The sequence below is a fragment of the Pseudarthrobacter sp. lyk4-40-TYG-27 genome (genome assembly GCF_030209295.1).
Classification (GTDB): domain Bacteria; phylum Actinomycetota; class Actinomycetes; order Actinomycetales; family Micrococcaceae; genus Arthrobacter.
The window spans coordinates 26,663-44,582 of record NZ_JARVSH010000007.1 but is presented as its reverse complement, the minus strand read 5'-3'; the positions used below and the strand labels follow the sequence as shown (position 1 = coordinate 44,582).

The window sequence follows — 17,920 nt, the reverse complement described above, 5'->3', positions numbered from 1 at the left end:
GGAAAAGTAACGCTGTGACAACTCTGCTGGGGAAGCTTGGGCTGAAGAAGCGACATAAGAAGGCCGCCGCCGGGACTGCGTTTGGTGTGGTGGTGGCTGTGGTGGTGACGGGTGCGGTGTTGTATCCGGGGTTTAAGACCACTGAGGTTGAGTTGAATGATGGTGGCGTGTGGGTGGTGTCGAAGTCCAAGAATGCTGTTGGGCGGTTGAATTATCCTTCGCGGGTGCTTGATGGTGCGGTGACGCCGGCGTCGACGACGTTTGATGTGTTGCAGCATGCGGGTGAGGTGTTTGTTGATGATGCGACTGGTTCGACGTTGAACCAGGTGTCGCCGGCGAATATGCGCCTGGGTGGGGATAAGCGGTTGCCGGGTTCTGCTGCGGTGAGTTTTGGGGCGCAGACGATTTCGGTGACGGATCCGGCGTCGGGCAAGGTGTGGGCGGTGTCTCCGTCGACGGTGAATGGTTTTGATGAGGAAGCGTCGGAGCCTGTCATGGTGGGTTCTGAGGGGATTGTTTCCGCGGTGGGGTCTGATGACCGGATTTATTCGGCGGATCCGAAGTCCGGGGTGGTGTCCGTGACGGGGGTGGATGCCAATGGTGCGGTGATGTCCTCGGAGTCCAGTACCTGGGAGGGGTTGAAGGGTTCCGGGGATCTGCAGATGACGGTGGTGGGGGATAAGCCGGTGGTGTTGGATGCTGCGGCGGGGAACCTGTTTTTGCCTGGTGGTAAGCGGCTGGTGTTGGAGAATGCGCGGGATGCGAAGTTGCAGCAGGCGGGGCCGGGCAGTGATTTTGTTGCCGTTGCGACGCGGAAGGCGTTGTTGAAGCAGCCTTTGGACGGGGCGGCGGCGAAGACGGTCTCGTTTGATGGTGAGGGCGTTCCTGCGGCTCCGGTGCAGTTGGGCGGGTGTGTGCATGCGGCGTGGTCGGGTGCGAACAAGTACGTCCGGGACTGCACCAATGATGCGGATGATAAGAATGTTGCGGTGCCGAAGGCGAGTGCGTCGCCGTCGTATGTGTTCCGGGTGAACCGGGACCTGGTGGTCCTGAATGATGTGAATTCGGGCAATGTGTGGCTGGTGAACCAGAACATGCAGCTGGTCAACAACTGGGACGACGTCGTCCCGCCCAAGAACCAGTCCGATGACCAGGACCAGGAATCGGCAGACAACAACACCATCAACGTCCTGCCGGACCGCACTAAACCCAACCGGCCACCGGAAACCAAACCCGACGCCATCGGCGTCCGGCCTGGCCGCACCACGATCCTCAGCGTCCTGGACAACGACTCGGACCCCGACGGCGACGTCCTGACCGCTGCCGTGGCGCCGGAAGCCGCACCCAAATCCGGCACCCTCGAAAGCATCTACGGCGGCACTGCCTTCCAGATCACCGTTCCGGCGGATGCCAAACCAGGCACGGAGACCTTTAACTACAGCGCCTCCGACGGCCGCGGGCTCTCCGCCACCGGGCAGGTCACGCTCAGCGTCGTGGGGCCCGACGAAAACAAGCCGCCCAAGTTCAAGCGCGGCGAGGACACCACCATGCTCGTGGAACAGGGCAAGACGGTCAGCCAGAACATCCTGACGGACTGGATCGACCCCGACGGCGATGATCTGGTCCTCCTCGACGCGAAGGCCGACAACGACCAGGACCAGGTCAAGGTCCGGCGCGACGGCCTCCTCACCTTCCAGGATTCCGGTGCGACCGCCGGCAAGAAGAACGTCCAGGTCACCATCTGGGACGGCCGCGCCACGGTCACCGGCAAGGTGGTGGTCAACGTCCAGCCCCCCGGCGCCCTGGCGCCGGTGGTCAACGCGGACCATGTCACCGCCGTCGTGGGCCAGGACCTGGTCATCTCGCCGTTGAAGAACGACGTCGACCCGAACGGCGGTGCCCTCCGGCTGGCCCAGGTGGAAGCCAACGGACCGGCCGAACTCGGGCCCGTCACGGACGGCGGCACCTTCACGTTCCGCAGCAGCACCCCCGGGCCGGTGTACCTGACGTACATTGCCAGCAACGGGCCGCAGAGCAGCCAGGGGCTGATCCGTGTCGACGTCGAATCCGGCAACGACGGCGGCGATCCCGTCGCGGTCCACGACGTGGCACTGATGCCCACCGGCGGCAGTGTCCTGCTGGACCCCCTGGCCAATGACTCCGACCCCTCCGGCGGCGTCCTGGTGCTGCAGTCCGTCAAAATCCCGGACAACGCCCCGGTATCGGTCAGCGTGATCAACCACAGCGTCCTGCGGATCACCGACATCCTGGGTACCAAGGACCCCCTGCTGTTCGAATACACCATGTCCAACGGCAAGAAATCCGCCACGGGCAGTGTCTCGGTCGTGCCCGTGCCGGCGCCGGCCGTGCTCGAAGCACCCCAGCCCAAACCGGACGAGGTGAACGTCCGGGTCAACGACGTCGTCACCATTCCCGTCCTTGACAACGACACCCACCCGCAGGGGCAGGAACTGACCGTGGACCCCGTCCTGCCGCAGGCCGTGGACCCGGCTGACGGCAAGAGCTTCGTTTCCGAGAACACCGTCCGCTTTATTGCCGGCAGCCAGCCCAAGACGGTGCGCGCCATCTACAACGCCGTCGATCCGCAGGGCCAGAAGAGTGCCGCGGCGGTGACCATCCACATCCTTCCCCTGGAAGGTGCGGAGAATTCCCGGCCCCAGCCGCGGAACCTTACCGCCCGGGTGGTGGCTGCCGGGACGGTCCGGATCCCGGTTCCCCTCGACGGCATCGACCCCGACGGCGACTCCGTCCAGCTCACGGGCATCGACAGCACCCCGGCTATGGGTACAGCGACGGTAGGCAGCAACTTCATCGACTTCACCGCGGCCGGCGACGGCGCGGGTACGGACACGTTCCGCTACAAGGTGGTTGACCGCCAGGGTGCCGTGAACACAGGCACCGTAACAGTTGGCATCGCCCCGCGCGGAGAGGTGAACCAGAAGCCCACGCCCGTGGACGACGAAGTCCGGGTCCGTCCCGGCCGCCAGATCGCCGTCGACGCCACCGCGAACGACACCGACCCCGACGGCGACCGCATCCGCATCCTCACCGACGGCATCGAAGCCGATCCCGCACTCCAGGCGACAGTCAGCAGGAACAGCGGCCGCATCATCCTCCTGGCCCCGAACGAGGCAGGAACCGTCAACGTGCGCTACACCATCGCCGATGACCGGGACGCCACCGCCCAGGCCACCATCCGCCTGGTCGTCGATAACAACGTGCCCCTGAAGGCGCCGATCGCCCGTGACGACAGGGTGACCTCAGCCCAGGCAATGGGCAAGACCGCCGTTGATGTCCCCGTCCTGAAGAACGATGAGGACCCGGACGGCGTCGGCGAGAACCTCAAGATCAGCACGGAGGCCACCACCGCCAGGCCTGGCGGCAACGGCAACGTCCTGGTAGACCTGACCAAGGATCCCCAGCTCATCCCGTACACCGTGGAAGACGTGGACGGACTGCAGTCCACCGCGGTTATCTGGGTCCCGGGCCTCGGCCAGCAGGTTCCCACCCTGGCCAAGGACGAGGTCATCGAGGTGGTAGCGGGACAGTCCGTCGACGTAAACCTCAACGAATGGGTGAAGGTCCGCGAGGGCAGGTCGCCCCGGCTGACCCAGGCGGACCGGATCAACCTCATCGGAGCCGACGGCGGCAACCCCGTCATTGGCGACGGCACCGGCCTGAAATACACCGCGGGAACAGACTACGTGGGCCCCGGGTCCCTGACGTTCGAGGTGACGGACGGAACCGGACCGGACGATCCCGCCGGCCTGAAGTCCACCCTCAGCATCCGCACCAAGGTGCTCCCGGACCCCAACAAGAACAACCCGCCCGAACTGCTTGGCTCGGACGTGGACGTTCCCAAGGGCGACACGGCCAGCACCGACCTGGGCAAGCTGACCTCCGATCCGGACCAGGGCGACCTCGAAAAGATGAAGTATGAACTGGTGGGCGGAGCGCCCGGCGGCTTCAACGTCAGCATCGACGGCAAGACCCTCAAGGCCTCGGCGGCGGACTCCACCGCCACCGGCACCAGGGCCGCCGTCCAGGTCAAGGCAAGGGATCCGCGCGGGCTCGAGGCAACGGCCACGTACCAGCTTTCGGTGACCGCCTCGAACCGGCCCAAGCCGGTGGCCAACGACGACGTCGAAGCGAACGCCGCCGCGGGCAAGCCCGTCACCATCAACGTGCTCGCCAACGACGCCAACCCGTTCCCGGAGACCCCGCTGAAGATCATTGCCGCAAACACCGAAACGGGCACCGGCAACGTAGGCGTCAATGGCGACTCGGTGACCGTCACTCCGGCGCCCGGTTTTACCGGGACCATGGTGGTGGCCTACACCGTGGAGGACAAGACCGGTGACGCGTCCCGGCATGCCACGGCGCGCATCCGCTTGACCGTCAAGGACAAGCCCGCGGCCCCCACCACGGCGCAGGCACAGAGCGTGGGTGACCGCACGGCGCTGCTGAACTGGACCGCCCCGGCCGACAGGGGCTCGCCCATCACCAAGTACACGGTGTATGGCGAGGGCGGGTTCCGCCAGGATTGCCCGGCCAACACCTGCACCCTTAATGGCCTGACCAACAACACCACCTACCACTTCCAGGTGACGGCCACGAACGAGTTCGGCGAGTCCGACCGCTCGCCGGCCTCGGCCGATGTCCGGCCGGACGTGAAGCCGGATACCCCTTTGGCGCCCTCGCTGAAATTTGGCGACAAGCAGCTGACCGTCAACTGGACCCAGCCCGCCAGCAAGGGATCGCCGGTGAAGTCCTACGACCTGGAAATCTCGCCGGCACCGGCAGGCCAGAACGCACAGATCCAGAACCTGACGTCGGTCAGCTATGTCTGGAAGGGGCTGCAGAACGGCGTTTCCTACAAGGTCCGGGTCCTGGCACGCAACGACGCCAAGGAACCCTCCGAATGGAGCCCGTACTCGGCAGCGGAGGTGCCCGCGGGTGTTCCCGCGACGCCCACCGCGCCGAGCGTGTCGCAGGCAACTCCGGTGGGCTCGCAGAGCCAGCTGCGGGTGGTCTGGTCCGCGCCGAACAACAATGGTGACCCTGTCTCGTCCTACACCTTGACCACCCTCCGCGGCGGTGCGGCGGTGGCCAGCCAGCAGGTATACGGAACGTCGCAGAACGTCACCGTGGATAATTCGGAAACGAACTACACCTTCACGGTCTCGGCCACCAACAAGGCCGGAACAGGCGGCACGAGTGCCCAGTCCGCCCCCATCCGGGCAGCAGGCAAACCGGGCCAGGTGAGCAGCGGGACAGTCGCGGAAACGGGAACCAGCGGACAGCTGAAAGTGACGTTCACGCCGCTGAGCGAGGCGCAGCGGAACGGGTCCACCGCGAGTGAAATGACCTATTCGTACAACGCTGACGGCAAGAGCGGCCCGATCCCAGCCGGCGGTGGAACCATCGGCGGCATGACCAACGGCAGGGACATCACGGTGACCATCATCGCGACGTCCACGAAAAACACCATGTCCGGCGATGCCAAGGCGATCGGGACAGCCAACCCGTATGGGCCGGCAAGCGCCCCCAACGTCAACGGCACCACGTCAACGAAGGGCGACGGCCAGGTGCACTGGACCTGGAACGATCCGAGCACGAACGGCCGGCCCCTGAGCTACTACGAGGTCAGTTACGAAGGCGGTGGCTGGGTCAACGTTGGAAAGGCCAACCGCTATGACCGCGACGCTGGTGGCTGGAACCAAAGCCGTCAGTTGCGGGTTCGGGCGGTCACGGTGACCGACGGCGCGATCGGGTCGGCCACCTCCAAGTCCGGTGCAGACCCAACCCCGCCGCCGCCCACGGAGTGGAACGTCACGGCCAGCCCCACACGCAGCTGCACGGAGCCTCGCAAGGGGACGGACAGCTTCGTTGACGGCAACCCGTCCCAATGCACGGGCGCGGGCAAATGGCTCGACGCCGGTGCCCCGTCCACGGCCGACCGCTACCAGGTCTGGTACAAGACCTCGAACAACCCCAGCGGTATCTGGTACCACCTGAACTCCGGTATGGCCTCGGGCAACTGGCTCCGCTGTGACACGTCCAACGTGGGCTGCAACCCGCCGAACGGCATGCCGAACCGCTAGCAACCGCATCCATCTTGTGGGCCCGGGTTTCCCGGGCCCACAAGGCAACTTTCGATCCATCTATAGGAAGCACATTTCATGACCATGACCATGGAGCAGGCCGAATGGTTTGCCGGTACGTTCGAAAAGCTGGTTGCCAACGTGGGGCAGGCGGTGCTGGGCAAGGAACACGTCATCAGGCTGACCTTCACGGCCATGCTGGCCGAGGGCCACGTCTTGTTCGAGGACGCGCCCGGAACCGGCAAGACCTCCTTGGCACGGGCCCTCGCGGCCACCGTGCAGGGGTCCAACAACCGCATCCAGTTCACCCCTGACTTGCTTCCTTCCGACGTCACCGGCGTGACCATCTACGACCAGAAGACGCAGAAGTTCGAGTTCCACAAGGGCCCGATCTTCAACAACATCGTCCTGGCTGACGAAATCAACCGCGCCTCGCCCAAGACCCAGTCCGCGCTCCTGGAAGTCATGGAAGAGTCCCGGGTGACCGTGGACGGCGTCACCTACTCCGCCGGCCGGCCGTTCATGGTCATGGCAACCCAGAACCCGATCGAACAGGCCGGTACCTACCGCCTGCCCGAAGCCCAGCTGGACCGGTTCCTGATCAAGACCTCCATCGGGTACCCGGACCACGCCTCCACGGTCCGTCTGCTGGGCGGCAACAACCTGAAGGACCGCTCCAAGGAACTGTCCCCCGTGATCACCACCCAGGCTGTGGCGGACATGGCAGACCTCGCCGCCACCGCGCACGTGGATACCGCGGTGCTGGAGTACATTTCGCGGCTGTGCGAGGAGACCCGCAGCGCTCCCGAGACCCGGCTGGGCGTGTCCGTTCGCGGTGCCCTGGCCATGGTCCGGGCCTCCAAGGTCTGGGCTGCCTCGCAGGGACGGAACTTCGTCCTGCCGGATGACATCAAGGAACTGGCGCCCGTGGTGTGGACGCACCGGTTCGTGATGGACCCCGAGGCCGAATTCTCCGGCGCCACCGCCGAGGCCGTCCTGGCCAGGATCCTGGCCGACGTCGCCGCCCCGCAGCAGCGCACCAACGCCTGACCGGTCCGGCGCGCAACCAACGGCTGCACGCCGGCCCCTTTCCTTTCCACCGCAACAACGAAGGCACACCCACATGTCCGACGGCACGTCCAGCGGCACCCCGTTGACCCGGCTCGGGGAGCGGATCCAGCTCCTTTTCCACCGGAACGGCCGCCCCACCCGCCTGCACCCCGCTGCGGTGTGGTCTGAAGCCAGCAACACGGCCCTCCTTGCCCTGACCCCGGCCTGGCGGACCATCCGGACCACCTGGCTGAAGTACGTTTGGCCGGTGCTGTCCGTGGTCAGCATCCTGGGCTGGTCCGTCCTCGCCGCTGCCGTCCTGCTGTGGACCACCGGCCAGGCGTTCGGCTGGCAGGAAGCCACGGCAGCCGCCATCGCCGCCTTCGCCATGTTCGTGATCGCGGTCGCCTTCATCCTGGGCCGGTCCTCCTACGGCGTGGTCCTGGACCTTGCCCGGACCCGCGTGGCGGTGGGGGACAGCGCCGTCGGAAGCATCGCCGTCTCCAATACTTCCGCCCGGCCGCTGCTGCCTGCCGCGCTGGAACTTCCGGTGGGCAGCACCACCGCCGTGTTCCACCTGCCCAGGATGAAGCCAGGCCAGATCCACGAGGACCTCTTCACCATCCCCACCGCCCGGCGCGCCGTCATCGTGGTGGGACCGGTCCGCTCCGTCCGGGCCGACCCGCTGCACCTCCTGCGCCGGCAGGTCCTCTGGACCGAGCCGGAAGACCTGTTCGTGCATCCCCGGACCGTAGCCCTGGCCGGTTCGGCGGCGGGCTTCATCCGCGACCTGGAGGGCATGCCAACCACGGACCTGTCCAGCGCCGACGTCTCCTTCCACGCCTTACGCGACTACGTGCCCGGGGACGACCGCAGGCACATCCACTGGAAGACCACCGCCCGGACCAACAAGCTGATGGTGCGCCAGTTCGAGGAAACCCGCCGCGCCCACCTGGCCATCTCGCTGTCCATCAACACGGAGGAATACGCCTCCGAGAACGAATTCGAGCTGGCCATCTCGGTGGCAGGGTCCATCGGCCGGCAGGCCATCCGCGAACAGCGGGAACTGGACGTCCTCACCCAGAAAGGCCCGCTGCGCTGCGAAACCGGCCGCAACCTGCTCGATGACATGACCCGGATCGTCGGCGCCCCGATGCGCCGCACCGCCGTCGACCTTGCCCGGACCCTGGCGGACACCGTCCCCAACGCGTCCGTGGTGTTCTTCGTGGTGGGAAGCAACGTGACCGCCACCCAACTCCGCTCCGCAGCCGCTTCCGTCCCGCCCGGAGTCCGCAGCCTGGCCGTCCGGGTGGAAGCCGGCGCAGCGCCCACCCGGGCCAACATCGCAGACCTGACCGTCCTGACCCTCGGCGACCTGGCCGACCTTGCCATCGTGCTGAGAAAGGCCGCCGCATGAGCACCGCACCGGGCCAGATCCCGCAAACCCGTACACGCCGCAACGCCCCCAGCCCGGAGTCCGCCTTCGCCCACGGCCGGCCGTGGCACTTCCTGCTCGACGCCGGCGCCCTGGTTGTCCTCCTGGGGCTGGGCCTGCTCGGCTTCGGTTTGAGCTTCGGCGGCGATCCCTACTACCTGCTGTCCGGATTCGGCGGCATCATCCTTGGCCTGGGCATTGGCGCCGCCAACGCGCACCTGCGCCTGGGCCTGCTGATCACCACGGCCCTGGCGCTGGCAGCTTACCTGGTCTTCGGGACTTGGCTCGCGGTGCCGGACTCGGCCATCGCCGGTTTCGTCCCCTCCCTGGATTCCCTGCGGACCCTGCTCCTGGGCGTCGTGTTCGCCTGGAAGGACATGCTCACCGTCGGGGTGCCGGTGGGAACTGCCGGCGGCGTGCTCATCGTCCCCTTCCTCAGCTCGCTTATCACGGCACTCGTGGCCGCGCTCCTGACGTGGCGCGCGCGGAGCCCCTACCTGCCCCTGCTGCCGGTCCTGGTCCTGTTCGTCGCCGGCATTGCCTTCAGCACCAACGCGGCGTTCCTGACCCTGGAACGCGGCATCGGCCTGACAGTCCTCGGCATAGCCTGGGCCACGTTCCGCAGGGACATCCTGAGGCGGGACAGCACCCGAAGGGTTGCCGTTAACACCCCGCAGGCCGACAGCGGCACGGCTCGGCGTGCCCAAATCCGGCGGCTGGGAATGGCAGCGGGCGTGATTGCCCTCAGCGTGGGCGTCACCGCCGTGGCTGCGCCCCTGGTCAACGCCGGCGAGGACCGCAAAGTCCTCCGCAACGTGGTGGTCCCGCCGTTCGACCCCAAGGACTATGTCACGCCGCTGGCGAGTTTCCGGACCTACGTCAAAGACAAGAAGGACGACACCCTGTTCGTGGTCAAGGGGCTGCCGCGGGACGGCCGGGTACGGCTGGGTGCCTTGGACGCCTTCAACGGGACCAACTACAGCATGGATCCTAACGGCTCCGGCAACTTCAGCAAGGTGGGCGACGCCAAGTCCATCAACACCCTTGCCGATTCGGCCGGGGTGGTGCCTTCCAACGACTACTCGATCAGCATCAACATCGAGGACTACCAGGGCTTCTTCGTCCCCGGCGGGCGGAAGACCACCGGCATCAGCTTTGACCAGTCCGGTTCCGCCGCGGCTGCAGGCCTCTACTTCAACCCCGGGACGGACACCGCCGTCACCACCAACGGCCTCACCCGCGGCGATTCGTACAGCGTGCAGGTTTCGGATCCCGTCAAGCTTGAGCACGGCCAGCTGACCCAGTACGACTTCGCGAGAGTTTCCCTCCCGGATCCGCTGGAAGTGCCGCCGGTTGTAGGCTCCCAGGCCAACGACCTTTCCGCGGACGCCCCCACGGCGATCGACCGGGTCCGCCAGATCGAGGCCCATTTCCAGAAGACAGGTGCCTTCAGCAACGGCCTGGTCAGCGAAGGACAGCTGCCCAGCGTTTCCGGCCACGGCTCGGCCCGGATCCGGAACCTGCTCACCGCCAAGCAGATGCTCGGCGACGACGAGCAGTACGCCGTGGCGATGTCCCTGATGCTCCGGCACCTGGGCATCCCGTCCCGGGTGGTGATGGGCTTCTATCCTGAGCCCACCAGCCCGGAAAACGGTGCCGGCGAAGTGAAGATCACCGGAAAGGACGTCCACGCCTGGGTGGAGGTTGCGTTCGAGCGCGTCGGCTGGGTCAGCTTCGATCCCACCCCGCCCAAGGACAACATCCCCATTCCGCCGGACCCGGAAAGCAAGTCAAAGCCCAAACCGCAGGTGCTGCAGCCGCCGCCCCCGCCACAGGAGCCCGCGGACCTGCCGCCGGACTCGTCGCCGGACGCGCTGGACGCCGACCAGAAGAAGAACAATCCGTGGTTGTTCTGGGGCGCCCTGCTGGGTGCCCTGGGCGTCGTCGCCATCCCCGTGGTGATCCTTGCGCTCCCGTTGTTGCTGATCGCCTTGCTGAAGACACGACGCCGGAAACAGCGTTTCCGGGACGGCCATCCGGCCCAGCGCGTCGGCGGAGGCTGGAGCGAAGTGGTGAGCCTGGCAACGGACATGGGCGCCGCCGTCGACACCCGGTCGACACGCCGGGAAAGCGCCGCCGTGCTGGCCGAGGCGTTCCCTGCCAGCCAGGGAACCACAACGCTCCTGGCCCGCCGGGCCGATGCCTCCATCTTCGGCGCCGGCCAGCCCACGGAAGAGGAGGTCAAAGAGTACTGGACCATCGTGGACGGCTCGCTCAAGGAGATGACCGCCACCGTGGGGTTCTGGCGCCGGCAACAGGCACGTTTCTCGCCCCGTTCCCTGCTCAGCGACGCCCGGACCGCGATGAACTCCGGCGGCGGGCTTTCCCTTCGCCGCCTCCGGGCGGGACTGCCTGCGCTGGCAGCCCTGTCCGCCGGCCGTCGCCGCCGCGGCACCGGAGGTACTGACACGCCAGGCACGCCGGCAGGTGACCAACAAGGCCCCGGCGCGCCCGCAAGCGAACCGCAGGGCCCCGGCGCGCCGGAGGCCAACCAGCAGGAAACCAGCCGGCCGGAGGCCAACCAGCAGGAAACCAGCCGGCCGGAGGCCAACCAGCAGGGAACCAGCCAGCAAGGAACGAACCAGCAAGGACCAAGCCAGCAGTGACCTCCGACGTCGACCGTTGCCCGCGCTGCCAACAAACCGTCCGCGCGGGAGCCACCTTTTGCGCGGCATGCGGTGCGCCGCTGCCCAACCGGGCGGCGCGCCGCAACCGCGGCCAGGGCCCTGGCCCGCACGATGACCAGGCCGGCGCCCGGGACGGGCATGCCGCGCATGCGCCGGGGATTCCCGGTACTATCCCGGTAGTAGAAAGGCCTCCGGCAGCACAGCCGGCGGGCATCGCATATCCGGGTACCGCTCCTGCGGGCACCGATCCGGGCAGTGCCGGCGGTTCCACCAGGGTGGGGGCCGCTCCAGGGGGAGGAACGGGAATGGCAGTAAACCTCGAGCTTGTTCCGGCTGCGGCGGGCAAGCGGTTGGGCGCTGCCGTCATCGACTGGCTGCCCGGCGTGGCAGTGCTGGTGGTGACGTTCGCCATCGGCTTCGCCGGAATCACCCGTTCCCGAAGCGGCGGCTTCATTGTCTATGACACCTCGTCCCTGGTGCTGTTCGGCGGCATCGGCCTCGGGCTGACCCTTGCCTACCTTTTTGTGGTGCTGGGCCTGGAAGCCCGTACCGGCAAGACCCCCGGCAACCTGCTCATGGGCATCCGCAGCGCGGACCAGGACGGCTACGCACCCGGGGCCGGAGGTGTCTTCCTTCGGGGCGTGATCACCGGCGCGGGCATCCTGCTGTCCCTGGTGGCTGCGGTCCTGGTGGTGGTGTTCAAGTGGTTTGATGCCGCCATGTTCATCCTCGGCCCGCTGCTCCTGCTGGGTGCTGTGTGGGCGGTGCTGGTAGTGGTTTCGAGCCAGTGGGACAAAAACGGCGGGCTGCGGGCCTGGAACGACACCGCCGCCAAGACCCTCGTGTTCGACGTCAAGGCGGGGCGCGACCCCATCACCACGGGGGGCATCCAGGGCCCGTACAGCTTCGCGCCACTGGACCTTCCGCCCGTTCAGCAGGTCCTGTCTCCGGTGGCCGGGGCCAGGACGGCCACCACCGCGGCCGCCCGGCAGCCCACGCCACAGCCTGCCCCGGGGCTGGCCGCCCAGGCCCCGCAGCCGCCGGCCGCCCAGGCGCCGCTGCCGCAATCCGCCCAGCCGCAGACAGCCCTTCCCCAGGCAGTCCCGCTGCCGCCAGCCGCCCAGGCCCCGGCATCCCAATTCGCTCCACCCCAGGCGGCGGCACCCCAGCCTCCTGCACCCCAGCCTCCTGCACCGGCCGCTGCGGCTCCATCGCAGACCATGCCCTACACCAGCCCTGCCTCCTTCGCGCCGCCATCCGTGCAGGACGCCCCGTATCCCGCCACCGCCTATCCCGCGGCGACCCAGAACCCGCAGCCCGTCACGCCGCACGCCGCCCAGCCGGCGGCCGGCAGCCACGGGTTCGCCCCGGGCGCCCAGGCGTCCACGGCAGGCCACCGGGTGCCCGGGCCGCACCTTGACGACGACGTCGAACGTACCCAGGTGCGTTCGGATACCGGCGGGCCCGCCCCCGTGGCGGTCCTGCGGATCCGCCTGGACGACGGCCGCGACTTCCAGCTGGACCGCAGCGTCCTGGTGGGCCGCAACCCGGTGGGCCAGCCCGGGGAACAGCATGCCCAACTGCTGGCCGTGGATGATCCCGGACGCTCCATCTCAAAAACCCACCTGCATCTGCTCACCGATGGTGCGGGGATATGGGTTACGGACCGGCAGTCCACCAACGGCAGCGCCGTGACCACCCCTGACGGCCTGCGCACCCCCTTGGCGCCGGGCGTCCCAACGTTTGTTACCCCCGGCTCCAGTGTGCATTTTGGAGACCGCACCTTTTACCTAGGACAGGCATGAACCAGCACCCCGCCAGTGTTTCCTCCACCATCCAGCCGGGGCCGGGCCTTAGCCTCACCTACGGCTACGGGACGGACAGGGGACTCCGCAGGGAGCTGAACGAGGATTCCTACATTGCGGCGGATCCCGTCTTCGCGGTGGCCGACGGCATGGGCGGCCACGAGGCCGGCGAGATCGCCAGCGGCCTGTGCGTAAGGGCCTTGGCCGGGATTCCGCAGCTCGCCACCGGTGAGCGGAGCATTACGGCCGCGGTCCTGCAGCAGTACCTGGTGCGGGCGGACAACTCGATCCGTGAGGCCGCGGGAGCCCGCGCCGGCACCACCCTCACGGGCGCGGTGGTGGTGGAACAGATGGGCATGCCGTACTGGCTGGTGCTGAACATCGGCGACTCCCGCACCTACCGGCTCAGCCAGGGCCGGTTCGAGCAGATCAGCGTGGACCACTCAGAGGTCCAGGAACTCGTTGATGCCGGCGAGATCACCGCCCAGGAAGCCACCGTGCATCCCCGCCGGCACGTGGTCACCCGGGCCCTGGGCACGGGGGATGAGACGGAGGCTGACTACTGGCTCCTCCCAGTCGAGGAAGGAGACCGGGTCCTGGTCTGCTCGGACGGGCTGACCGGTGAACTGGCGGACGAGGACATCCTCCGCATCCTCAGCACCGTGGCCCAACCGCAGGACGCCGTGGACGCCCTGATCCAGGCTGCCCTGCGCAGCGGCGGCAGGGACAACGTCACGGCCATCGTGGTGGACGCCAGGAACGTGGCGAACGACGACGGCGCCGGCACCACCGCGCCACGCTACAGCCCGGCGGACCGGGACGAGGAGACGCTGCCGCGTCCGCTGGCCAACGGCGCGGTGACGCAGCCCTTGCCTGAGCAGCCGGAGGCCGGCACGGACGCCGAGGGGGAGGGCGACAATGACCGCCGCTAGCTACATTCCGGGTAGCTGGCTTGGTGTCGTCCGGTCCGGCACGGCCGTCCTCCTGGGCCCCGAATCACCGGCCGAACTTGCCGGTGCCCTCTGGGAACTCCTGGCAGCCCGGCCGGAACCGCATGAGGTCCTTGCTGCCGTGACCAGCAGCTCGGGCGGGTCGCTGGCCCGCATACCCTCCTTCGGCATCCTGGACTTCAACGGTTCGCTGAGGGTCTTCCTGCGCGGCAACCTCGACCTTCGCGTGGAGCAGCCCGGCGGAGCCGTGGACCTGGACGGCCGTGACGTCACCACCTGGAACGAACGCCGGTTTGTCGTCCCCGGGATGTGCCGGCTGGACATCGCTGACGCCGGCGGAGACCAGCCCGAGCTGCCGCTCGGCGAGGGGGTGGTTTTGCTGCAGGCGCTGACGCTCGGCGTCCCGTCCGGGCCAGCCGCCGTTGCAGCCCCCGCTGCCAAGGAACGGGCCGCAACAACGGAACACCCGGCTGCAGCGGAAAGTCCTGTCGAGGCACAGGGCCCGGACCAAGCCGAAAACCCGGTTGTCGTCGAAAGCGTGGTTGCGGTCGCAAACCCCGTGGTCGTCGAAAGCGTGGTTGCGCTGGATTCTCCAGGCACGGCCGGGGACCCGGGCGCAGAAGCCCGCTCCACCCTGACCGACTTTGCCGGGGAGGACGAGCTCCCCGGCACCCCCACTCCTGAGCACGGGGCATCCGCCGAGACGGTTCTGGCAGTGATCGATGAAGACCAGGAGGGGCTCCCCGCGGATACCGCAGACGCCGCGGAGGCCGTGGGGGAAGCCGCCGACCCTGATGCCACGATTGCCCCCGGCACCATCATCCCCCCTGACCCGGCGGACGCGTCCGGCGCGGGGGAAGACGATGGGCCGGAGGAAGATGCGCCGCCGGCCGGTGACACCGCATCGGCTGAAGCGGGTCCCGCGGTGGAAATGACCACGTCCTACGACCACCTGTGGGACCGCACCGTGATGCGGAACATCGAGGACGCGGCAGTCCGTGAGGACCCGGACGCCGACTCCGGCCTCATCGCTGTCAGCCCGCAGCCCGCCCTGCCTGCGGCCGAACAGCCCGCCGCCCTGGGCCCGGCCGACGACGCGTCCACGGCCGGACAGCAGTCCGGTTCCGATGCCGGGCCGGGCGCCGGGCCGGGCGCCGGGGCGGACGGTTCCGCGGGCAGCGACCCAGCCTGGGGCGCCAGGCGGAGCCCCAACCCCACCCCGGATCCCGGGCCGGAAGCGCAGGCTCCCGCCCCGCCTCCCGCCGGCGGCCTCATCGATTCGGTACCGTGGCGCACCGGCGGAAACGCGGCCGCTCCGTCGTCGGCCCCGTCCGGCCCATCCTTGGGGGCACCTCCTGCCGTCACCCCACCGGCAGGCCCTGAAGCATCTGCGAACCGTGCTCCCGCGCCGGCCTTCTCAGCAAGCCAGGCCCCTGCGGCAGGAACTCCCGACCAGGCCCCTGCCGCCGGCTTCGATCCCGACCATGACGGCGAGACTGTCATGAAGAGCAGCCTCCCCGGAATGGCTCCGCATCCAGCGGCGCCGGCCGCCGTCCAGGACCCCGCCAATGGACCAATGGTGCTGGCCCGCGTCTGCGCCCAGGGCCACGCCAACCCACCCACACGTGCCCTCTGCAGCGCCTGCGGGGGCAGCCTGCTGCTGGACGCCGTCCAGGTGGCGCGCCCCAGGCTGGGGCGGGTGCGCCTGTCCACCGGCGACGTGCTGGACCTCGACCAGTCGATGGTCATCGGGCGGCAACCGTCGGTATCCCGCGTCCAGGGCGGTGTGATGCCGCGCCTGGTGCAGGTGGCGAGCCCGGGCGGTGACATTTCCAGGTCCCACGTCGAAGTCCGGCTCGAAGGCTGGCACGTCATGCTCTGCGACCTGAAGGCCACCAACGGCACCGTGTTGGTGCGTGAGGGCCAGCCGCCGCGCCGCCTGGCCCAGAACGAGATGGCCATCCTGCTCGATGGCGACATCGCGGAACTGGGCGACAACATCTCACTGCGTTTTGAGGAGATTCCTTGAGTTCCAAACGGCCCGTAGCGCCGCCGCCCCGGATCCAGGGGTTCACGTACATCAGCCTGCTCGGCTCGGGCGGGTTCTCTGACGTCTACCTGTACGAACAGGACAGGCCGCGCCGGAAAGTCGCCGTGAAGGTGCTGCTCTCCGATTTGAAGACCGAGGGCGCCCGCCGGCGCTTCGAGTCCGAAGCCAACCTGATGGCCCAGCTGTCCTCGCACCCTTACATCGTCACCATTTTCGAAGCGGAAGTGACCGACGACGGACATTCCTACCTGGCCATGGAGTACTGCTCCCGGCCCAGCCTGGACGTGCGCTACCGGCGGCAGCGCTTCAGCGTGGACGAGGTCCTGGCCGTCGGCATCCAGGTGGCGTCCGCCGTCGAAACCGCGCACCGTGCCGGCATCGCCCACCGCGACATCAAGCCGGCCAACATCCTGGTGACGGACTACAACCGCCCGGCCCTGACCGACTTCGGCATCTCCGGAACCCTGGCAGGCGACACGGACGACGACTCGGGGATGTCCATCCCGTGGTCCCCGCCCGAGCAGTTCCGGGATGGAAGCGTTGACGGCGTCATGGTGGACGTATGGGCCCTCGGCGCCACCCTCTATACCCTGCTGGCCGGCCGCTCGCCCTTCGTCATGCCCGGGGCGGACAACTCCCAACGCGAACTGATCAACAGGATCAGCAACATGGCCCTGCCGCGGTTGGGCCGGGCAGACGTGCCGGAGTCGCTGGAACTGGCGCTGTCCACCGCCATGGCCAAGTCCGCACAGTCCCGCTACAGTTCCGCGCACGCATTCGCCCTGGCACTGCAGCGCATCCAGGCCGAACTGAACCTCTCCGTCACGCCCTTCGAAGTGCTGGAGGAACCGCAGCAGGAGGAAAGCCACCCGGACGACGGAACCGAGGAAACCCGGGTCCGCAGCATCGCCGCCATTGATCCCGAACGGACCGGCAGCGCACCGACGTTTCCCGCGCGCACGCGCCCCAGCCAGCCCGGCGGCACGGACGCAACCGGTCCCAGGGGAGGTGCCGCCCCGCCGTCGCACTTCACTCCCGCCGCGCCTGGCCAATGGCAGCCCGCCCCATCCGTACCCCACCTTCCGGCCGGGCCGGCCGCACCGGAGGCAGCCGACGGCGTCCGGGCGGGGGAGTGGGCACAGTCAACCGTGCTGCGGGGCAGCGCCGCGGCACCACACTATGGTGCGCCCGTCACCGGTCCGGCGGGGAGCAGCGAAGATCCGGCGTACGCCGCGGACGCTACGGTCCAGCGGGCGGTAAAAACCGCGGAGCCACAGCAGGCGCCCGAGGCCGACCACGGCAAACGCAACCTCTGGCTCGCCCTCGCCGGGGGAACCCTGCTGGCACTTGCGGCGGTGGTGGGCATCGTGGTGGCGAACTCGGCCACCGGAACCCCCAAGGCCGTGGAAACCCAACAGGTCAGCAAACCTCCCGCGGACGCCCTGGACAACGGCACCGTCCCCGACGTCGAAGGTCTCAAGGGCTCCATCGGGGCCGACGGGGAAGCCACCTTCACCTGGACCAACCCGCAGCCCAAGGACGGGGACACCTACAAGTGGAAGGTGTACACCATTGGCGGCAACAGCGCCGAATTCACGTCCGTCGCGAACCCGCCCGTCAAGATCCGGCCCAACCCCGGCGGACAGACCTGCATCCAGGTGATGATCGTGCGCACCGACGGCGCATTTTCACCCATGGAGGAGGGCTCCATCGCCTGCACCGGCCAATGAGCGGCCTGCACGCACCGGCGGGGCGGCCGCTCCGCACCACCAGCACTGACGGTTACCGCAACACTTCTGCCTTGAGGAGGCACAGATC

At 68.2% G+C, this 17,920-nt stretch carries 8 protein-coding genes; all 8 read left to right on the top strand.

Annotated elements, in window-relative coordinates; translation table 11 throughout:
* The first annotated feature begins 14 nt into the window (after nucleotides 1–14).
* Nucleotides 15–6,125, top strand: a complete 6,111-nt coding sequence (locus QRM96_RS14405) for an Ig-like domain-containing protein (protein WP_285320059.1) — start codon at nucleotides 15–17, stop codon at nucleotides 6,123–6,125.
* Nucleotides 6,126–6,203: 78 nt separating this feature from the next.
* On the top strand, nucleotides 6,204–7,175 hold the full coding sequence (locus QRM96_RS14400; RefSeq protein ID WP_285320058.1) for an AAA family ATPase: 972 nt from the start codon (nucleotides 6,204–6,206) through the stop codon (nucleotides 7,173–7,175).
* A gap of 73 nt (nucleotides 7,176–7,248) precedes the next feature.
* Nucleotides 7,249–8,592, top strand: coding sequence for a DUF58 domain-containing protein (locus QRM96_RS14395; RefSeq protein ID WP_285320057.1), 1,344 nt, complete (start codon nucleotides 7,249–7,251; stop codon nucleotides 8,590–8,592).
* A complete protein-coding gene (locus QRM96_RS14390) occupies nucleotides 8,589–11,276 on the top strand; it encodes a transglutaminaseTgpA domain-containing protein (protein ID WP_285320056.1) in 2,688 nt (895 codons plus the stop codon). The genes QRM96_RS14395 and QRM96_RS14390 overlap by 4 nt, the downstream gene beginning before the upstream one ends.
* On the top strand, nucleotides 11,273–13,102 hold the full coding sequence (locus QRM96_RS14385; protein ID WP_350224071.1) for an RDD family protein: 1,830 nt from the start codon (nucleotides 11,273–11,275) through the stop codon (nucleotides 13,100–13,102). Before QRM96_RS14390 ends, QRM96_RS14385 begins: the two co-directional genes overlap by 4 nt.
* Nucleotides 13,099–14,034: a PP2C family protein-serine/threonine phosphatase gene (locus tag QRM96_RS14380; RefSeq protein WP_133830271.1), complete on the top strand. Its 936-nt coding sequence runs from the start codon at nucleotides 13,099–13,101 to the stop codon at nucleotides 14,032–14,034. The genes QRM96_RS14385 and QRM96_RS14380 overlap by 4 nt, the downstream gene beginning before the upstream one ends.
* The gene (locus tag QRM96_RS14375) at nucleotides 14,021–16,081 is read left to right on the top strand and encodes an FHA domain-containing protein (protein WP_285320054.1); all 2,061 of its coding nucleotides are present in this window, start codon (nucleotides 14,021–14,023) and stop codon (nucleotides 16,079–16,081) included. The genes QRM96_RS14380 and QRM96_RS14375 overlap by 14 nt, the downstream gene beginning before the upstream one ends.
* The gene (locus QRM96_RS14370) at nucleotides 16,078–17,832 is read left to right on the top strand and encodes a serine/threonine-protein kinase (protein WP_285320053.1); all 1,755 of its coding nucleotides are present in this window, start codon (nucleotides 16,078–16,080) and stop codon (nucleotides 17,830–17,832) included. Before QRM96_RS14375 ends, QRM96_RS14370 begins: the two co-directional genes overlap by 4 nt.
* The last annotated feature ends 88 nt before the right edge of the window (nucleotides 17,833–17,920 follow it).

Excerpts from the sequence above, each read along its gene's own strand:
- QRM96_RS14375 (WP_285320054.1), top strand. The coding sequence starts at position 14,021 with ATGACCGCCGCTAGCTACATTCCGGGTAGCTGGCTTGGTGTCGTCCGG.
- QRM96_RS14380 (WP_133830271.1), top strand. The coding sequence starts at position 13,099 with ATGAACCAGCACCCCGCCAGTGTTTCCTCCACCATCCAGCCGGGGCCG.
- QRM96_RS14390 (WP_285320056.1), top strand. The coding sequence starts at position 8,589 with ATGAGCACCGCACCGGGCCAGATCCCGCAAACCCGTACACGCCGCAAC.
- QRM96_RS14395 (WP_285320057.1), top strand. The coding sequence starts at position 7,249 with ATGTCCGACGGCACGTCCAGCGGCACCCCGTTGACCCGGCTCGGGGAG.
- QRM96_RS14400 (WP_285320058.1), top strand. The coding sequence starts at position 6,204 with ATGACCATGACCATGGAGCAGGCCGAATGGTTTGCCGGTACGTTCGAA.